General features: G+C 33.7%; 18 protein-coding genes, 1 pseudogene and 1 riboswitch. Of the genes and pseudogenes, 14 read left to right on the top strand and 5 right to left on the bottom strand.

Annotated features, from left to right (window positions below; all coding sequences use genetic code 11):
• The first annotated feature begins 181 nt into the window (after window positions 1–181).
• The 4 genes from J5G60_RS04420 to J5G60_RS04405 all read left to right on the top strand — a co-directional run bounded on the left by J5G60_RS04420 (window position 182) and on the right by J5G60_RS04405 (window position 5360).
• Window positions 182–2203, top strand: a complete 2022-nt coding sequence (locus J5G60_RS04420; RefSeq protein ID WP_150355967.1) for a methyl-accepting chemotaxis protein — start codon at window positions 182–184, stop codon at window positions 2201–2203.
• 112 nt (window positions 2204–2315) lie between these two features.
• Window positions 2316–3155 carry a hypothetical protein gene (locus J5G60_RS04415; RefSeq protein WP_150355968.1) on the top strand — a complete coding sequence of 280 codons (840 nt, stop codon included), beginning with the start codon at window positions 2316–2318 and terminating at the stop codon, window positions 3153–3155.
• Window positions 3121–4134: an SPL family radical SAM protein gene (locus J5G60_RS04410; RefSeq protein WP_150355969.1), complete on the top strand. Its 1014-nt coding sequence runs from the start codon at window positions 3121–3123 to the stop codon at window positions 4132–4134. The genes J5G60_RS04415 and J5G60_RS04410 overlap by 35 nt, the downstream gene beginning before the upstream one ends.
• Window positions 4135–4268: 134 nt before the next feature.
• A complete protein-coding gene (locus J5G60_RS04405; protein WP_150355970.1) occupies window positions 4269–5360 on the top strand; it encodes a glycerol dehydrogenase in 1092 nt (363 codons plus the stop codon).
• Between the two features lie 116 nt (window positions 5361–5476).
• On the opposite strand, the gene J5G60_RS04400 is transcribed toward J5G60_RS04405, so the two are convergent.
• From J5G60_RS04400 to J5G60_RS04390, 3 genes are read right to left on the bottom strand one after another with little or no spacing between them, the layout of a single operon-like run.
• On the bottom strand, window positions 5477–6616 hold the full coding sequence (locus J5G60_RS04400; RefSeq protein ID WP_150355971.1) for a glycosyltransferase: 1140 nt from the start codon (window positions 6614–6616) through the stop codon (window positions 5477–5479).
• Between the two features lie 5 nt (window positions 6617–6621).
• The gene (locus tag J5G60_RS04395; protein ID WP_236035139.1) at window positions 6622–7782 is read right to left on the bottom strand and encodes a glycosyltransferase family 4 protein; all 1161 of its coding nucleotides are present in this window, start codon (window positions 7780–7782) and stop codon (window positions 6622–6624) included.
• Window positions 7783–7804: 22 nt separating this feature from the next.
• Window positions 7805–8866 (bottom strand): sugar phosphate nucleotidyltransferase, encoded by a 1062-nt coding sequence (locus tag J5G60_RS04390; RefSeq protein ID WP_150355973.1) that lies wholly within the window; start codon window positions 8864–8866, stop codon window positions 7805–7807.
• Between the two features lie 466 nt (window positions 8867–9332).
• Here J5G60_RS04390 and J5G60_RS04385 point away from each other — a divergent pair, with 466 nt between their 5' ends.
• From J5G60_RS04385 to J5G60_RS04355, 7 genes are all read left to right on the top strand, one after another.
• On the top strand, window positions 9333–10331 hold the full coding sequence (locus tag J5G60_RS04385; RefSeq protein WP_150355974.1) for an ABC transporter substrate-binding protein: 999 nt from the start codon (window positions 9333–9335) through the stop codon (window positions 10329–10331).
• A complete protein-coding gene (locus J5G60_RS04380; protein ID WP_150355975.1) occupies window positions 10294–11049 on the top strand; it encodes an ABC transporter permease in 756 nt (251 codons plus the stop codon). The genes J5G60_RS04385 and J5G60_RS04380 overlap by 38 nt, the downstream gene beginning before the upstream one ends.
• Window positions 11046–11654, top strand: a complete 609-nt coding sequence (locus J5G60_RS04375) for an ABC transporter ATP-binding protein (protein ID WP_150355976.1) — start codon at window positions 11046–11048, stop codon at window positions 11652–11654. The genes J5G60_RS04380 and J5G60_RS04375 overlap by 4 nt, the downstream gene beginning before the upstream one ends.
• Before the next feature lie 81 nt (window positions 11655–11735).
• Window positions 11736–11847: riboswitch (TPP riboswitch) on the top strand.
• Between the two features lie 90 nt (window positions 11848–11937).
• Window positions 11938–12612, top strand: coding sequence for a thiaminase II (tenA, locus tag J5G60_RS04370; RefSeq protein WP_150355977.1), 675 nt, complete (start codon window positions 11938–11940; stop codon window positions 12610–12612).
• Window positions 12599–13354, top strand: a complete 756-nt coding sequence (locus J5G60_RS04365; RefSeq protein ID WP_150355978.1) for an ABC transporter ATP-binding protein — start codon at window positions 12599–12601, stop codon at window positions 13352–13354. The genes tenA and J5G60_RS04365 overlap by 14 nt, the downstream gene beginning before the upstream one ends.
• A complete protein-coding gene (locus J5G60_RS04360) occupies window positions 13351–14094 on the top strand; it encodes an ABC transporter permease (RefSeq protein WP_150355979.1) in 744 nt (247 codons plus the stop codon). Before J5G60_RS04365 ends, J5G60_RS04360 begins: the two co-directional genes overlap by 4 nt.
• Complete coding sequence (locus J5G60_RS04355) at window positions 14091–15107, top strand: ABC transporter substrate-binding protein (protein ID WP_207707990.1); 1017 nt, start codon at window positions 14091–14093, stop codon at window positions 15105–15107. The genes J5G60_RS04360 and J5G60_RS04355 overlap by 4 nt, the downstream gene beginning before the upstream one ends.
• Before the next feature lie 146 nt (window positions 15108–15253).
• On the opposite strand, the gene J5G60_RS04350 is transcribed toward J5G60_RS04355, so the two are convergent.
• Window positions 15254–15766, bottom strand: coding sequence for a GNAT family N-acetyltransferase (locus tag J5G60_RS04350; RefSeq protein ID WP_150355980.1), 513 nt, complete (start codon window positions 15764–15766; stop codon window positions 15254–15256).
• Between the two features lie 144 nt (window positions 15767–15910).
• Here J5G60_RS04350 and J5G60_RS04345 point away from each other — a divergent pair, with 144 nt between their 5' ends.
• Complete coding sequence (locus J5G60_RS04345; protein WP_150355981.1) at window positions 15911–16831, top strand: LysR family transcriptional regulator; 921 nt, start codon at window positions 15911–15913, stop codon at window positions 16829–16831.
• A 71-nt stretch (window positions 16832–16902) separates the two neighbouring features.
• Here J5G60_RS04345 and J5G60_RS04340 read toward each other — a convergent pair whose 3' ends face one another.
• Entirely contained in the window at window positions 16903–17766 is an 864-nt protein-coding gene (locus tag J5G60_RS04340) for a polysaccharide deacetylase family protein (RefSeq protein ID WP_150355982.1), read from the bottom strand.
• Window positions 17767–18003: 237 nt separating this feature from the next.
• On the opposite strand from J5G60_RS04340, the gene J5G60_RS04335 reads away from it, so the two are divergent.
• The gene (locus J5G60_RS04335) at window positions 18004–18234 is read left to right on the top strand and encodes a glutaredoxin family protein (protein WP_150355983.1); all 231 of its coding nucleotides are present in this window, start codon (window positions 18004–18006) and stop codon (window positions 18232–18234) included.
• Between the two features lie 11 nt (window positions 18235–18245).
• Window positions 18246–18507, top strand: a pseudogene (locus J5G60_RS04330) (transposase); the annotation flags it as partial.

Here is an 18507-nt window from a genome sequence, read left to right as displayed (position 1 = left end):
ATAGAAGAATAAATTGGATTTTATTATAAAATATGCTATAATTAGCATGGATATTTTGTCAATTTAATTATTTATTTAATAGTATAAAAAAAGTATCAAAAAAGACCTTGTAATAGGACTAATTTATTCAAAAATTTTCCACATATGTATAATAACATACAAAAGAGGAGGGTAAACAGTTATGGAAAATAATAATGAGCAAAGAACTCATCTGAAATTCAAAATTTTGTCTGCACCTATGATTATAATAGCTGTAGTTATTGTATTAATAGCATCTATATCGATATGGATAGCCAGAAGTAAAGTCATGTCGCAGTTGGAAACTGACGGGGTAATGATTACTAATCATATATCAAGCAGCATGACCAGTAACGCAGATGCTGTAGAAACGTTAAATAGTTCTATAGAGACCAGGATAAGTACTTTGGCAGGATTTATAAAAGACAATAGAGATAAAATAAATAATAATTATTTAACTGTCCTGGCAAAAGAGTTTCAAGTAGATGAGATAAATGTAACAGATCCGAAGGGGAAAATAATATATTCAAATCTACCTGCCAGTTTGGGCTATGTGTATAAAGATGGAGATGCTTCTTATAAAATATTAAAGGGTGGACAGAATGTTGTCATGGAGGATATGAGGAAGAGTACTAAGGGTGACAATTATTATAAATATGGGGCTATAAAAAATGCAGATGGTGGAATTATTCAGATAGGAGTGCTGGCAAATAAAGTACAGAGTTTAACATCTGAAATGCAGCCGCAAAATATAGTGAATATGTTGGGCAAGGATGAATCCATAGTATATGCACTTTATATGGACAATAATTTAAAGGTAGTAGCTCATACGGATAAAAGCAGAATAGGAATCAAGCTAAACGACGTAGGGAGCAAGACTGCTGCAGTAGATGGAAAGCCTTACTCATCTAAATTTAAATATAAAAATCAAGTTTCTGTATACGATGTGATATACCCTGTAAAAGTCGATGGAAAAACAGTTGGCGCCATAGATGTAGGCATTTCAATGGAAAATGCCAATAAAGCTGTTTATAACATCATTGGAATAATTGCAGTGTTATCCATTATAGCTTTTGCTATCTGTGCGTTTATATTGATTAAAATATCCGGAAGCATAACAAAACCATTGGAGGAGTTAGTTGGTGTATCTAAAAAGATATCAGAGGGAGATTTGGATGTTAAAATAAAAGTGGACAGCCATGATGAAATTGGAATACTGGCAGATAGCTTTAAGAATATGAGTGAAAGTCTTAAAAATACCATTGGAACTATAAAGAATAATTCACTGAAGGTAAGTTCAATGTCTTCGGATCTGAAGACAAATGCTGGTCAGATGACCGGGGCTGCAAATGATGTAGCGAGTGCAGTACAGGAGGTAACCAAAGGCACTACCCAGCAGGCAAACGATTTGGTAGGCATATCAAACAGCATGGCAGGGCTGGCAGATGAGCTGCAGAACATATATGGTAAACTTTCAGAGGTTAAGGAGAGCTCAAATACAGCTGATGCTGCAGTGGGAGAAGGAAGGCAGCAGATAGATCGTCTTCTAGAATCGATAAATGATGTAAGAGAATCCTTTGGAGTGGTTTCTGAGAAGATAAATGGACTCGGAAGCAGTGTATCAAAAGTTGGAAGTATAACGGATGTAATAAATGGAATACTGGATCAGACCAATTTGCTGGCATTAAATGCAGCGATAGAAGCTGCAAGAGCAGGAGAAGCGGGAAAAGGGTTTGCAGTAGTGGCAGAAGAAGTAAGACAACTGGCAGAGAAATCCAAGGAATCCACGGAGCAGATACAACATATCATACAGTCCATAAGCAGTGAAACAAAAGATGTAATTTCGACTTCAGATAAGGTAAAGGGCCTTGTTGAAAATCAGGAGGGTACGGCAAAAGTAGCTAAGAACTCTTTTGAAAAAATATCGGATGCAGTTGGGAACATAAGGCCTCTTCTGGAAAACACTTATAATTCCTTGAAAGCAACTGTCAAATCAAAAGATGACGTTTTGAGCAAAGTTGAATCCGTAACTGCGGTTTCTGAGGAAACGTCTGCCTCTTCACAGGAAATATCTGCCTCTTCAGAGGAGATGTATGCATCTTCGGAAAATGTAGATAAATATGCATCCGAGCTTAATGATATTGTAGATAAATTGAGTGAAGAGACAAATAAGTTTAAAATATAAATAATTAAATTAGCTTATTTTGTAAAAAAGAACCTTGAATTTATTGGGGTTCTTTTTTATCATATATTGTAGAACTCATATTCTCAAATATAAAAGATCGGAGGAAAGAATCTTGATTTTTATATCAACAACATTGTACTGTGAGGCAGAGCCATTCATAAAGAAATTTTCTCTAAAAAAATATAATGTTATAAAAAAATTTCAGGTTTTTAAAAATGATGAAATTGCAGTTATAATAAGTAAAAGAGGTGCTTTAAATATAGCCAGTGCCTGTGCTTATATTGCGGGCAAGTTTGATATAACTGAGTATGATACTTTTATAAATATAGGACTGTGTGCAAGTAAAAATAAGAACTTAAAAACAGGCGCCACAGTGCTTTGCAATAAGATAGTGGACAGTGGCACCAATAGAGATTTTTATCCTGATATGATATTTAGGCACCCTTTTGAGGAAGGATGCCTGGAAAGCTGTTCTGGAATTTTAAATAATGAGCGGTTTGAGGAATTAAAAGGGGATATTGCAGATATAGAAGGAGAAGGAGCTGCTTTTTTTCAATCTGTATCTATATTTCTGCCACCTCATAGGATTTATTGTTTGAAAATAGTGTCTGGACAATTAGGAGACAGTGAACCGGAGTCAAAAAAAACAAGTGGTTTGATTGAAGAAAATTTAGAGAAAATTTGCAGCTGGATACTTGATATTGCCCGTGGGTGTGCAGAGTCCAGCGATGTATTGGATGAAAACGACATGAATTATATAAATGAAATTGCATGTAATTTCAATTTGTCGGTGTCTATGCAGCAGAAACTTAAAAAATTGGCAAAATCCTATAAAATAAGAAATGATAATTTATTACTTGCCCTTGAGCCTTTTACCCAGATTTACTGTAAAAACAAAGGAGAGAGGAAGATATATTTTGACAAATTGGAAGAACAACTTAAATTTATCTAAGTTTTCTCATATTTATGTAGAAGATAGAGTTCTTCAGCATGAAAATACTAAAATCATTCTTTCAAAGCTAAAAAATTCAAAGATAATAAGGATAAAGCATTATAAAGATGTTTTCTGCAGACACAACCAAACTTTTTCAGTGCAGAAAAGGTCTGCTAAATTGATATTGGCATATAATGATGGAAATTTAATTTATGAAGGTGCTAAAGTCTGTGATGATTTTGGAAACAAATATTTTTATTATACATCATCCATAATGAATTGTGTGTATAATTGTGAATACTGCTACCTTCAGGGCATGTATTCTTCGGCCAATATAGTTGTATTTGTGAATATAGAGGATGTTTTCTATCAGGTAAGCTGTATTTTAAAGAAACATCCTGCATATATATGTATATCCTATGATACGGATATGATGGCTCTTGAAGGTATAACAGGATTTTTGAAAAAATGGATGAAATTTGTTGGGGAAAATGATAATTTAAAAATAGAAGTTAGAACTAAAAGCTCTAATTTTAAAAGTATAGAAAATATTAAGCCCATGGATAATGTGATACTTGCATGGACAATTTCGCCTAATGAAATTGTTCGGAACTATGAGGCAGGTACTCCAGAATTAGATTCAAGGTTGAAATCCGCTAAGAATGCGCTGGATAATGGGTGGAGAGTTAGAATATGTTTTGACCCCATATTGTATGTTGAAAATTGGGATAAATATTATAAAAAGTGTATAGAAGAGACCTTTAGGGTTATTCCGGCAAATAAAATACAGGATGTGAGTATAGGGGTTTTCAGGGTTTCAAAAAATTATTTTAAAAATATGGTAAGGTTGAATCCCAGATCTCTTTTGCTGGCCTATCCTTTTGAGATACAGGATGGTGTGTGTACTTATTCAGAGATGCATCATAGGAAAATGACGAATTTTGTATACAGCATAGTTTCGAATTATGTCGATAGGAATAAAATATTTGTGCAATAGCAGGCAGTCTTGAGATCTTGTATTCATCCATTGAAATGAAAAAGTCAAAAATTTCTGTATTTTATAAAAATATATTTTGGTATATAATATATATAGATTGTTAAAAATAACCGTAATCAAAGGGGTGATTAAAAATGTCAAGAATTATCATTTCCACAGGGAAATATATACAGGGAAATGGAGAACTCAATAGAATAGCTAGCTATGTTAAGGAACTTGGAGATAACTTTTTTATAATAGCCAGTGAAAATGGAATCAAGAGAACGAAAGAGAAAATAGAGGAGAGCTTTAAAGGAAAAAACTGTTCGCTGTATTTTGAAGCTTTTAATGGAGAGTGTTCTAAGAATGAGATAGACAGACTACAGGGAAAATTAAAACAGAATAACAGCAATGTTGTAGTTGGAATAGGCGGGGGTAAGATATTTGACACTGCAAAGGCAGTGGCTTATTATTCAGGCACTCCAGTTGTAATAGTTCCAACTATAGCAGCTACTGATGCACCTTGCAGTGCGCTTTCTGTGATATATACAGATGAAGGTGTATTTAGTGAATACCTAGTACTTCCCAAAAATCCAGATATGGTACTCGTAGATTCATCAATAGTGGCAAAAGCCCCAGTGAGGCTTCTTGTTTCAGGAATGGGGGATGCTATGGCAACTTATTTTGAAGCCAGAGCCTGCGTTAGATCAGGAGCGGTTACTATGGCAGGGGGTAAAGCTACAAAGGCTGCTTTTGCACTTTCGAGGTTGTGTTATGATACATTATTGGAAGATGGACTTAAAGCTAAATTATCTGTTATAAATAAAGTACCTACAAAGGCACTGGAAAACATAATTGAGGCAAACACTTATTTGAGTGGAGTTGGATTTGAAAGCAGCGGCTTGGCAGCTGCCCATGCTATTCACAATGGATTTACAGCAATCAAAGAGTGTCATAGTCTATACCATGGAGAAAAAGTTGCCTTTGGTACTTTAGTCCAACTGGTTTTAGAAAATAGCCCTATGGAAGAAATAGAAGAGGTAATGGATTTCTGTGTTGAAGTCGGGCTTCCAATTACTTTGGCGGATCTGGGAATCAATGAAATAAATGAGGAGGATATAATGAAAGTGGCGGAGATTTCCTGCGATAAGAATGATACTATGGGAAATATGCCATTTGAAGTTACAAAAGAAGATGTCTATTCGGCAATACTTACTGCTGATGAACTCGGAAAGGTGTATAAGTAGATAATGACAGCCATTGTATAACAAATAACCGCCAGCTTCTGATCATACTTTAAATCAAAAGCTGGCGGTTATTTGTTTGTAGATTATGTTGTCAATTAACTACAAATAAATGCTTATTACTGCAAAATGTCCAGAGTGAGTTCAGTTATTATTTTTGCAAGCACGCTTTCAGCACCTTCATTTAAATTTACATGGTTCTTCATTATTCCATCATAGCTTCCATGAGTGAATTCATCTACCAGAGTTTTGCCGCTTGAGTTTTTTCCAAGAAACCATTCATAGCAGGCATAGGCTTTATCCAGATATTTTTGATCTTTGAATATGTTATAGGCTTCTGTATACATGATACATGTGCCACATGCCTCTAGCGGCTGTTCGTCAAATTCGGAGGGAACTGCATCTCCCTTTTTAAACCAGGTATTGCTGCCAATAGGTTTGAAATAATCTTTTACAAAACAGAGTTTTTCTAAAAAATTTAAAGACTCAATTGCTGTATCCAAATAGCTCTTGTTATTTAAAGTGCTTCCGCTTTTTAATAAACTCAAGGGAAGTATGGCGTTTCCGTAAGTTAAGCTATTCTCGAACCAATGCCAGGAATTTTCAGAATGAGTTTGAAAATTATCCATAAGGTATTGACATATTTCTACTATCTCGTTTTTTAAAATATCAATTAGATCGTCCGTGCTTCTTATTGGGGTATTGTTGACCTCTACAATTTCAATGCCATTCAAATACTTATCTAGAAGCTCATTATTTATTGAAGAGTGTTTTTTCTCCAGAAGAGCTTTGTAAATAAGATTTAGTCCCAGCAGGGAATAAACTTTTCCTCTCATGTGAGTTAATGAAGATATATTGGGAATCGCCCTATATATCATAGTTAAAATTGCAGATTTTATGGATTCTGGTACACCTTTTGATTTAAAGGTATATCCCAGTGCCCACAAACATCTTCCAAAGCAGTCTTCAGATCCTTCTTCTTCCATGAAGTTTCTATTATAATCCATGAAATTTTTAAAAGTTCCTTTTTTGTTTTGAGCATATAATAAAAAGGAAGTATATGTGAAGATTAATTTTAAATATTTTTTACTTTTGAATTTTTCATAGAGCATTACAGCCGCAATTAAAGCTCTCGAGTTGTCATCTGTAGTATAGCCGGAATTTGGATCTGGCGCTGAAAATACACTGTGCTGAATAATTCCAGTATCATCAGTCATTATAAAAATAGGTATTGAATGTTCCTCCTCAAAAATACGCATGTAATTTACACCACCTGTTTTGTAATTTTACTAGCTTTAATTGTATTTAAAAATAAATTTTCATATTGTTTTGCAACATAGGGCCATTTCATTTTTTTACCTAAGTTAGACATATTTTTTTCCATGTTTCTCATGACTGTTGGATTGTCTAGTAAATATGTTATAGCCTGGGCTAGGGAAGTTGAATTCTTGAATTTTGCAAGTATTCCCCTATTGTCATTTAACATTTCCTCTGCATATCTATAGGGAGTGGATACTATTACTTTTCCATATCCAGCAGCATAGGCCAGTGTACCACTTACGGCCTGCTCACTTGCCAAATATGGTGTCATATATATGTCTGATAAAGTTAAATACTGTACTATTTCTCTCTTGGTAAGATATTTGTTAACAAATTTTACGTTGTTCTCTATATGAAATTTTGAAACTAAATTCTGCAGCTTGTTTCTATAAGCTTCTCCCTCAACTTTTTTTACACAAGGATGAGTCTGACCAAGTATTAGATAAAGCACTTCAGGATGGGTTTTAACCACTTGATTTATAGCTTCTATGCCGTATTCTATACCTTTTCCGGAGCTTAAGAGCCCAAAAGTACTTATGATATTTCTGCCATCATACCCCAAACTCCTCTTTAAAACATCTTTATTTTCTACAGTAATATCCGGTACTCCATGGGGTATTACTGTGATTTTATTTTCCGGTATATCATATACTTGATTTAAAATTTTTATGGAATTTTCTCCCATGGTAATAATTTTTTTGCTTTTACCGCCCAGTATTTTAAGTATTTCCCTCTGCTTTTCATTTGGATTTGACAGTATGGTGTGAAAAGTTGTTATGAAAGGAATTTTTAAGCCCCTAATAAAATCCAGTAAATACTCCCCGCAGTCTCCACCGTATATTCCATACTCGTGTTCTATTACAACTAGATTCGTATCGGAATTATTTATCAAATTTGCAAGATGTATATAGGTTTTTCTATCAAATTGATTTACAGTAAACCATATGTCATTCCCATATTTATAATTTTCGTCATTGACAGCAGCTATTTTATAATTGTTAGAGGGAAATGCATCTCCCAGATTTTTAATTAAATCAGCAGTAAAAGTAGCTATTCCACATGCCCTGGGTGGATAAGTACTTAAAAAAATTATGTTTTTATCCAATGGTATCACCTCTTTAGTTTTCTTATATAGCAAGCAGATTATTATCATAATCCTTTGAAACATAGGCTGTATTGAGAAGGTTACAATATTTGTCTATAATGCAATCTGAGCCTATTACAGAATTTGTTATATTTACATTCTCGTTTATTTTTATTCTATCCCAAAGTATACTTCTACTTATGGTGCTCATTTGGTCTATTAGACAATTGTTTCCTATAACGGTGTAAGGGCCTATTTGGGCATTGGAGTCTATAATAGAATTATTGCCAATAAACACCGGTCCTATTATTTTTGCATTTGGATGTATTTTTACATTTTTACTTTTAAAGATTATGTTCTTTATATCTGAAATATTATTGGTTTTTATAAATTTTTCACAGCTGCTGTGAAGTATATCTATATGTGCCTGTATATATTTCTTCAAAGTTCCAATGTCAATCCAATAGTCGTTGTATTTATAAGCAGCCATTTTGTAATGTTTTTTAAGTAATAGAGGATAAACGTCCTTTTCTACAGAAACCACTTTGTTTTTTGGAATTTCTTTAAAGACATCTGGTTCAAATACATAGACTCCAGCATTTATCCATTTTGAATCTGTTTCCCCTTCTTTAGGTTTTTCTTTAAAAGCATTTATATAATTATTTTTATCAAATTCTATTACTCCATATTGAGAAGGATCTTTAACCTTTGTCATAGCTATGGAAACTGAGGCTTTCTTTTTTTTATGATATCGTACAAGCTCTCTGTAGGATATGTTATTTACTATATCAGAATTTAAAACTATAAAAGTATCGTCAAAAAATTTTTCGGAATTTTTTATGGCACCGCCTGTGCCCAGGGGAATATCCTCAGATACATAATCTATTTTTATTCCTAATTTTGAACCATTATCCAAATAATTTTTAATGTAATTTGATTTGTAGCACGTACTCAGGACTACTTCAGTTACTCCAGCTTCCTTTAACTTTGTTATCACCCTTTCTATAAGCGGTTTTCCCATAATTGGAACCATGGGTTTTGGCAACTTGTTTGTTAGAGGTCTTAGTCTGGTACCTTTACCCCCAGCTAAAAGTAATGCTTTCATGTTGATTCCTCCCTTATGTTAATTAAATTTCTTATATTGAATAAACACTCTTATTTTATAAAGAATGTTATCTATCAAGTAAATTTAAATTATCACATATAATTGTATATATTAATGGAAAGCATATAATATTCATGAATAGTATCTTCAGGTAGCATTTATAACTATTGCTGAGTCTTCTGTATATAGTAGAAAGACCAGTTTAAGATATGAATTTACAGCTATGAAATTAAGAGTTTTTCAAATCATCACGATATTATCACTATTTACTGCCATGAATTGCTAATAAACATATTGTAATATAATAATATTATTATGTCAACAACAAATTTTTCCTTTACTGGTTATTTAATTCTCTATTTTTAATTTTAGCACTTCACTGTAATTGGAATTTAAAAATAATGTTATAATAAAGTAAAGAATAGTAACTATGTTTACAAAATTATATTGTTTAAGGGGGATTTTTATGAAAAAGAAAATAAGTGTATTTATTATGGCATTAGTACTTATAGTATCAACTTTATTTGCAGCAGGTTGTTCCAATGGATCCGACAGTACTTCATCTGAGCCTAAAAAACAGGCAATTAAAATTGCGGCTTTGAAGGGCCCTACCGGGATGGGAATGGCAAAACTTATGGAAGATAAGCAGGATTACAGCATAACCTTATATGATTCACCGGATCAGATAACATCAAAACTTATAAGTGGAGAGATAGACGGGGCAGCAGTCCCTTCTAACTTGGCTTCTATTTTATATAATAAAACTAAAGGTGCAGTGAGACTAGTTGGAATAAATACTTTAGGTGTCTTATATATTGTTGAAAATGGCAGTACAGTAAAGAGCATAGAGGATTTAAGAGGGAAAACCATTTATTCAAGTGATAAAGGTGCTACTCCTGAATTCATATTGAACTACATATTGAGAAAAAACGGTCTGGAACCAGGGAAGGACGTAATTGTTGACTATAAGATGAATCACAGCGATCTGGCGGCAGCAGTGGCATCTAAAAAAGTAAATTTGGCAGTACTTCCGGAGCCTTTTGTAACTACTACAAAGATGAAAGACAGTAGTTTGCAAGTCCCCATAAATCTTACTAAGGAATGGGATAAGGCCTCCAATGGACAGAGTAAGTTGGCTATGGGTACTGTTGTCTTTAGAAAATCTTTTATAGATAAAAGGGGAAAAGATCTAGATAATTTTTTAAATAAATATAAGGAATCTGTGAATTTTGTAAATTCCAATAAGCAAGAGGCAGGAAAGCTTATTGAAAAATATGGCATAATACCAAAAGCTAAAGTGGCTGAAATGGCTATCCCAGGCAGCAATATAGTATTTATAAATGCCAAAGATGGAAAACAAATTCTTCAGAAGTTTTATGAAGTTTTATATGACAGTGATCCAAAATCTGTTGGAGGAAAGGTACCAGATGAAAATTTCTATTACATTGGAGACAAGGACAATTAGAAGATCATGCATACTATTGTTTTGGCTGTTTATATGGGAGCTCTGCTCTCTTTTTATAAATAATCCCCTTATTTTGCCATCACCTTTTGAAGTTATAAAAACACTTTTTATTCTGGCGAAGGGAATTTATTTCTGGAAAAGTGTTTTTAATAGCATAATAAGGGTGATTTCAGGAATCCTAATATCCATAATTGTAGGCATTGTGCTGGGAGTAGCCGCAGGTTTGAATAAATTTATAGAGGAAATTCTGGATCCCATTATAATTACCATGAAAGCGACTCCCGTTATGTCTATAATTATTATAGCTTTAATTTGGTTTACTTCATCCTATGTAGTTATTTTTACAGCTATTTTAATATGTTTTCCAATAGTATATACGAATGTAATTCAGGGAATAAAGTCGGTGGACAAAAATTTAATTCAAATGGCGAGTGTGTATAGGGTTAAGAAAAAATACTTATTAAAAGATATATATCTTCCAAGTATAAAAAATTATGTTGTATCAGGTATACTCATGTGTCTTGGAATTGGATGGAAAGTTTCGGTGGCATCAGAGGTATTGAGTACACCTAATTACTCCATAGGATTGAATCTTTTGAATTCGAAGAACACACTTGAGACCCCTGAACTGTTTGCCTGGACTATTGTAGTTGTAATACTGAGTTTTGCTTTCGAAAAGATATTTAAGTATTATTTATCAAAGAGGACGTTTATATGAAAGATGATGGTAAATATGAAGTTATAATTAAAAATTTGAACAAATCCTATGGGAAACTTCCTGTGTTTATAAACTTAAATCTTAGCTTTTTAAAGGACAAAATTACAGTTATATTTGGACCCTCGGGCTGTGGGAAAACCACTCTTTTAAATATTATAAGTGGAATTGAAAAAGATTATGATGGACAGGTATATTTGAAAAGCGATAGATTGTCTTATGTTTTTCAGGAAGATAGGCTTATCTCCCATTTGACAGTATATGAAAATGTGGCTTTTGTACTAAAATCTGTAATGAATAGAGATGAAATAGAATCGACTGTAAATAAATTTTTAAATATGGTGGAACTGTCAGATTGCAGAGATAAATTTCCCGGGGAATTAAGTGGAGGTATGAAGAGAAGAGTTGCACTTGCCAGAGCTTTTGCCTATAGAAGTGATCTGCTCCTGATGGATGAACCTTTTAAGGGCCTGGATAATAGGTTAAAGGGTGACATAATAGAGAAGTTTTTATTGCTTTACAGGGAAAATAAAAGAACAGTTATAATGGTGACTCATGATAAAGAAGAAGCCAGAGAACTAGGTAATGTAATTTATTCGCTAGAGTAAATACGCACGGAAATATTGATTAATTTCAATTATTGTAGTAATATAATTGGTGTCTGTGCAATATATAAAATTAAATAGTTTTATATATCCCAGGGGTGCTGGTGTTACCGGCTGAGAGTGAGGATTGAATCCTTAGACCCTAGTTGTACCTGATCTGGTCAATGCCAGCGTAGGAAGAGGTTGCAATATAATTTAGTCGATAAAGGTACAAACATTTTTTTTAAAAGTTTGTACCTTTTTTATGAGAATAATTGTGCATTGTGAATTGAAAAGGCGGGATTGTATGAGAACATCTATAAAATTATATGATAGTGTAAAGGTTATATGGGATTCTTATTACGAGCATCCTTTTATAAGGGGAATAGCAGATGGAAGTTTGAATGTGGAGAAATTCAAATTTTACATGATTCAGGATTATATATATCTTCTGGATTATGTAAAAGTATATGCACTTGGAATAGTTAAAGCCCAAGATGAGAGTATCATGCGGGGTTTCTCGAAGATGGTGGACAATATATTGAATGGAGAGATGAATATACATAGAAATTATATGAAAAGATTGGGCATAAGAAAAGAGAATATAGAGAATACCGAAGCTGCCATTGAAAATATTTCCTATACAAATTACATGCTGTCAGTGTCGCAGATGGGAGATCTGATGGATTTAACAGCTTCCCTTCTAGCCTGTATGTGGAGTTATCTTTTGATTGGTAAAAGACTGAGTAAAATAGAGGGAGCCGTGGAAGATAAATTTTATGGACAGTGGATAAGGGGGTACTCTTCAGAAGATTACGAAAGGGAAACGAGGTGGCTGATTGAACTGTTTGATCAGTTGACTGCAGATATATCGGAAAAGAAATTTGAGAGATTGAAAGAAATTTTTATAAATACCAGTAAATATGAAAGTATGTTTTGGGATATGGCTATGACAGGAGGATGTAATTGTGCTGGAATTTAAAAATATAAGCTTTAAATATGATGAAGACCCGGATTTTATAATAAAAAATTTGAGTTTCAGAGTAGATAAAGGGGAGTTCATAAGTATAGTGGGTCCCAGCGGATGCGGAAAAAGCACTGTGTTCAGGCTTATCTGCAAATTGGAGAGACCTTTTGAAGGAGATATATTTTTAGAGGGCAGAAATATAAACGTTTTGGGAAAGGGCTACATAGGATATATGCCTCAGAATGATCTTTTAATACCCTGGAGAACCATACTTCAAAATTCTTCACTGCCCCTTGAGATCAAAGGTGGAGATATGAAAAGAGTCAGGAACGAGGCAGAAGAAATGCTGCAAAGTTTCGGCCTGGAAAAATATAAAGATAAATATCCCAGGGATTTGTCCGGAGGTATGCGCCAGAGGGTAGCCTTTACAAGAACTCTTCTTACAGGCTCAGAACTGCTCCTTTTGGATGAGCCCTTTAGTGCACTGGATGCAATAACAAGACTCTCTATGCAGGAATGGCTTTTGGATAAGTGGTCCAAATTAAACAAGACTGTATTGTTTATAACTCATGATGTGGAGGAAGCACTTTTTTTGTCTACAAGAATATTTGTAACAGATGGAAGTCCTATAAGAAAATTTAAGGAAATAAAGGTTGATTTAAACTATCCCAGAACAAGAGATATGCTTGACAATCCTGATATTTTGAGGATAAAGGCACAGCTTATAGAAGAACTTAAAAGGGGGATAAGGTTGTGAAAAAATACAGATCCTCCATAATAATATGCCTGTTGTTTTTTGCAGTCTGGGAAGCAATTGCCAGATATATAGATGCTATGTACATCCTCCCATCTCCTACAGCAATTGTGAAAAAAATATGGGAGCTGAAGGACATCTTATTTTTGGTACATTTGCCGGCTACCCTTGCTGTGACTTTTGAAGGGCTTGGAATATCCATAGTATTTGGGGTTCTTCTTGCTGCGGCTATGAATATAAGTGAAAGAGTACAGAGAGCTCTTTATCCTATTGTAATTGTAACGCAGACAGTGCCCATAACTGCACTTGCTCCTATATTTGTGCTGTGGTTTGGATATGGCATATGGAGCAAAGTGCTGGTAACCATACTCATAACTTTTTTCCCAATAACCATAAATGTATATGACGGACTTCGTTCCACTAGGAGGGATATGGAGGAACTTCTGTTTACCTATGGTGCCAGCAAAGGAGATATATTTATAAAATTGAAGTTTCCAGCATCACTTCCTTACTTCTTTTCCGCCCTTAAGATAGCAGTACCATTGAGTGTGGTAGGTGCAGCCATAAGTGAGTGGCTGGGAGCCCAGGCAGGACTTGGATATTTTAGTAAGAGAATGATGACACAGCTGGACGGTGCTGGGGTTTTTGCACCTATTGTAATATTGTCTGTAGTCGCATTGATTATGGTTAAAATTATAAGCATACTCGAAAATAAAATAGTAAAGGGGAGGAATGAAATTTGAGGAAAATAAAGATCTTAGCTTTTATAATGTCAGCCTTAATGTTGGTGGGTTTAGCAGGGTGCGGCAGTAAATCATCACAAAATGGCAATGGACAGCTTGAAAACGTGGATTTGGTGCTTGACTGGTATCCAAACGCCATACACAGTTTTATATATGCAGCTATTGAGAAAGGGTATTTTAAAGAGGAAGGACTTAAAGTGAATATAAAATTTCCGTCGGATCCTACAGATCCACTCACTCTTCCAGCAGCAGGAAAGGCGACACTTGGGATTTACTATCAGCCGGATCTTGTAATTGCAAGAGCTAACCAGGGAGTACCTGTAAAATCTGTTGGAGCGGTAGTACATACACCTTTGAATGTTATAATAGCACTGAAGTCAAATAATATAAATTCACCTAAGGATCTTCAGGGAAAAACCGTGGGCTATTCAGGGAATCCGCTGAATACCGAGTACGTAAAGACCATGGTTAAAAAAGATGGTGGAAATCCGGATACTGTTAAGATGGTGGATGTAGGATTTGATCTTCTGTCATCCATGGTAACTAAAAAAGTAGATGCCACTACAGGTGGACTTATAAATCATGAAGTTCTCATGATGGAAAATGAAAATCATCCTGTAAATTATTTTGATCCTTCCAAATATGGAGTCCCAAATTATTATGAAGAAGTATTTGTAACCAGCGATAAAACTCTAAAGGAAAAGCCTGAAACCATTAAAAAATTTATGAAGGCCGCCCAGAAGGGATTTGAGTATACCAAAAATAATCCGGATGAGGCCCTGAAAATACTCATGGACAATCAACAAAAAGGCAGTTTTCCTCTTAAGGAAGCTGTTGAAAAGAAAAGTTTGAGTATACTTTTGCCTAAGATGGAATCAAAAAATGAGCCTTTCCTGAGTCAGGATAAAGGCGTATGGCAGAACAATATAAACTGGCTTAAAAAACAGGGACTTTTAAAAAAAGATGTAAATGCTGAGGATTTTTATGTGAATGTTCTGGAAAATGATAAATGATGGGAAAGAGGAGCAGTTTGAATTGTACTAGATCACCAGGAAGTTCAACTAAATATTATCAAGTAGGAATGAGTATAGATTTGGTTTTTACACGAATCTATACTCATTTCCAAATCCAATTGTAATCTCTTCTTTCATTTATTGAGTTACCCCTCTAAGGGCTTTTTAGGTCCTGTTAAATTCAATTGATAAAAAGTAAGATCCAGCCATTTGCCGAATTTAAAACCTGCTTTTGTTATTGTACCAGAATACTTAAATCCTATTTTCTTATGCAGTTTTATACTGCCTTCATTTGCTGCGTCAATTCCAGCGACAAGTGTTGCATATTCTCTTTTATTAGCAATTTTTATTATCTCTTTCATTAATTCCGTTGCAATGCCTTGATTCCTATAGTTCTTATGGACATATATGGAATGTTCTATTGTATATTTATATGCTGGCCATTCTCTAAAAGGGCCAAATGTAGCAAATCCAACAACTCTGTTATCTTTTTCAAATACTAGCACTGGATATCCATCTTGCTTCTTTTTTTCATACCATTGTTTTTCATACTCAAAGGTCTGAATCTTATAAGAATATATTGCTGTTGTGTTTAATATAGCGTCGTTATAAATTTCCAAAATGTCCTTTAGATCTTTTTCACTTGCTTTCCGTATCATTTTTTTACCCCTCTTACAATAAATTTGCTTTTCTATATTTTAGCATCTTCCAATAAAAAACGTAAAATTGATTTTATTAATGGTTTGCTATAAAATAAAGTTATGACAGAGCATTCAACAAAATAAGCTAAGAGAGGTACAAACATGACACTTCAGCAATATCGTTACATAGTGGAAATTTCCAAGCATAATTCCATAAGTAAAGCAGCAGCCGCACTTTATGTAACACAGCCCACTATAAGTAAAGCGGTACAAGAAATGGAAAATGAATTAGGGATTACCATCCTGGATAGAACAAATAAAGGTGTTGTATTCACAAAACAAGGTATGGAATTATTATTTTACGCTAAAATGCTTTTAGAACAAGAAGAGTCTGTTGTTTATCATTTTAATAAACAGAAGACAATGAATCTGACAAAGTTTTCTATTTCCTCCCAACATTATGGCTTTGCCATAGAAGCTACTTCAAATCTAATGAATTATTTGGATGGACGTAAATATCAACTGACAATTCGCGAAGGAAAGGCAACCGAAGTAATTAGTGACGTGTGTGCCAACAGAAGTATACTTGGAGTTTTATCTCTGACTGATTTAAACAAGGATTTCTTTGAGCACTGTTTTATCTCAAATTCACTAATTTTTACTCCTCTTGTTTCACTTAGACAACATGTCTTTCTCCGGAGGGAACATCCTTTAGCTCACCTCAAATCGATTACCTTAGAACAATTAATGGATTATCCATATTTAACTTACCAGCAGAATGATGTGCTGCTCCATTTTGCAGAAGAAGCTATCAATTTAGATAATATAAATAAAATACTCTATTTGGAGGATCGAGGTGCTATGAATAATATCCTATCAAATACAAATGGCTACAATATTGGGACCGGTTGTATTGTGAAAAATTATATGAACCCAAATATTATCTCTATCCCTTTAGAAGGAAGCAATTTAATACAGGTAGGTTTTGTAAAACGAGATGACATATTCTTGTCGGAAGAACTTTTGACATATATTGATTTTTTAACAAAGTCTCTGATAGAATCTGCACCAAAGAATTTATAAAAAATTGTAGTTTAAATTACTTTTGAAGACAGGTAGTTTGCTTTATAACTACCTGTCTTTGATAATGATACTTAGAGTGTATCAAAAGAATACCCTTGTGAACGGAAATACTCTATAATCTGTGGGAGAGCTTGTACAGTAGTAACCTTTTCGGGTGCGTCATGCATCAATATAACCAAATGATCATGATTAGCATACTGCTTAACCTTACTAATTAAGTTTACTACAGGAACTATGTTATGTTCAGCATCGCCAGTTAAGTCATTCCAATCGACATATCGGTACCCATTTTTTTTTGCTTCTTCTCTAAATGGCTCCAGTTTTCTGCCGAAAGATCCTCCCGGAAACCGTATAAGCTTTGAATTATAATTACTGCCCAAAATGGATTTTAACACTTCATCACATTTTTTAATATCGCTTATAAATACTTTTGGATCTGAATATATATACCTCATATTATGAGAATAGGTATGGTTCCCAATCGCATGCCCTTTTGCAGCTTCTTCTTTTACGAGTTTCTTATTTTGTTCCGCATTTTCTCCGATTAAGAAAAATGTAGCTTTTACATTATAATTTTTCAATACAGCCAGTATTTTAGGTGTATTATTTGAAGAAGGTCCGTCATCGAAAGTCAGATATACCACTTTTCTTCCATCTGATTTATAAGGGTTAAAATTGCTTAAATCCTTTGAATTAAAAGTTTGTACCTTACTTTCCCTTTTATTCATGTATTTTTGAGATTCTGTGGAAGAGCTCTTAGTTGAATTAGAAATATTGCTGGGTGAACTAGAAATATTGTTGGCTGCCACAGTTTTTGATTTTTTGTAAGACACGCTTGCTCCAGAAATAAATCCAAGAGAAAATAAAAATAGAATTGATACTGAAAGTATTAGTATATTTTTCCTCTTTTTACTGGATATTTTTTTATGTTTCATTATTCCATCTCCCCTATGTACATTCATATATATTATATATCGTAAAGTGCCGTAATCTATTAAATTTCATTAATTATTTTAAATTGAAGGTTAAGTTTAAGTTAAGATATTGGAAATATTTAAATACCACAAAAGTGAAGCTAATATCTAATAATAATTATTATTAAGTGTGTTGATAGATTCTGACAAATATGATATTATAGATCTGAAATGGAAATATTACAAGGAGATGATTTCATGAGTAAGGTTGATATATTTACAACCAGTACCTGTCAATACTGCCATAGTGCAAAAGAGTTTTTTACAAAGCATAATATAGATTTTACAGAACACAATATAACTACGGATCCAGATGCCAGAAAACAACTTATGGCAAAGGGATACAGATCTGTTCCAGTTATAGTGATAAATGGCGAATACCTGGTGGGATTCAATGAAGCAAAAGTAGCAAATCTTTTGGGTATTTAGATATAGATATACTTGTCAAACTTGAAAGGGATCTATCAAGGAAGAAAAAAGGCAGTAATAACAGAAAAAAACTAGATTAAAATTATCTAAATTACACGAGAAGATAGTGAATCAAAGGGCAGATTTCTTAAATAAGTTATCAATAAAACTAATCAGAGAAAACCAATCTATAGTTATTGAGGACTTAAAAGTTAAAAATATGCAGCAGAATCACAGGCTGGCAAAGGCAATAAGCGAAGCAAGCTGGAGTGAATTCAGAAGAATGCTGGAATA

It is taken from the genome of Clostridium sp. HV4-5-A1G, from assembly GCF_900184915.1.
In the GTDB taxonomy this organism is placed as follows: Bacteria; Bacillota; Clostridia; order Clostridiales; family Clostridiaceae; genus Clostridium_B; species Clostridium_B aromativorans.
The sequence above is the reverse complement of the archived record's forward strand: the minus strand, read 5'-3'. Positions and strand labels throughout refer to the sequence as shown.

Excerpts from the sequence above, each read along its gene's own strand:
- J5G60_RS04420 (WP_150355967.1), top strand. The coding sequence starts at position 182 with ATGGAAAATAATAATGAGCAAAGAACTCATCTGAAATTCAAAATTTTG.
- J5G60_RS04405 (WP_150355970.1), top strand. The coding sequence starts at position 4,269 with ATGTCAAGAATTATCATTTCCACAGGGAAATATATACAGGGAAATGGA.
- J5G60_RS04400 (WP_150355971.1), bottom strand. The coding sequence starts at position 6,616 with ATGCGTATTTTTGAGGAGGAACATTCAATACCTATTTTTATAATGACT.
- J5G60_RS04390 (WP_150355973.1), bottom strand. The coding sequence starts at position 8,866 with ATGAAAGCATTACTTTTAGCTGGGGGTAAAGGTACCAGACTAAGACCT.
- J5G60_RS04385 (WP_150355974.1), top strand. The coding sequence starts at position 9,333 with ATGAAAAAGAAAATAAGTGTATTTATTATGGCATTAGTACTTATAGTA.
- J5G60_RS04380 (WP_150355975.1), top strand. The coding sequence starts at position 10,294 with ATGAAAATTTCTATTACATTGGAGACAAGGACAATTAGAAGATCATGC.
- J5G60_RS04375 (WP_150355976.1), top strand. The coding sequence starts at position 11,046 with ATGAAAGATGATGGTAAATATGAAGTTATAATTAAAAATTTGAACAAA.
- tenA (WP_150355977.1), top strand. The coding sequence starts at position 11,938 with ATGAGAACATCTATAAAATTATATGATAGTGTAAAGGTTATATGGGAT.
- J5G60_RS04350 (WP_150355980.1), bottom strand. The coding sequence starts at position 15,766 with ATGATACGGAAAGCAAGTGAAAAAGATCTAAAGGACATTTTGGAAATT.
- J5G60_RS04345 (WP_150355981.1), top strand. The coding sequence starts at position 15,911 with ATGACACTTCAGCAATATCGTTACATAGTGGAAATTTCCAAGCATAAT.
- J5G60_RS04340 (WP_150355982.1), bottom strand. The coding sequence starts at position 17,766 with ATGAAACATAAAAAAATATCCAGTAAAAAGAGGAAAAATATACTAATA.
- J5G60_RS04335 (WP_150355983.1), top strand. The coding sequence starts at position 18,004 with ATGAGTAAGGTTGATATATTTACAACCAGTACCTGTCAATACTGCCAT.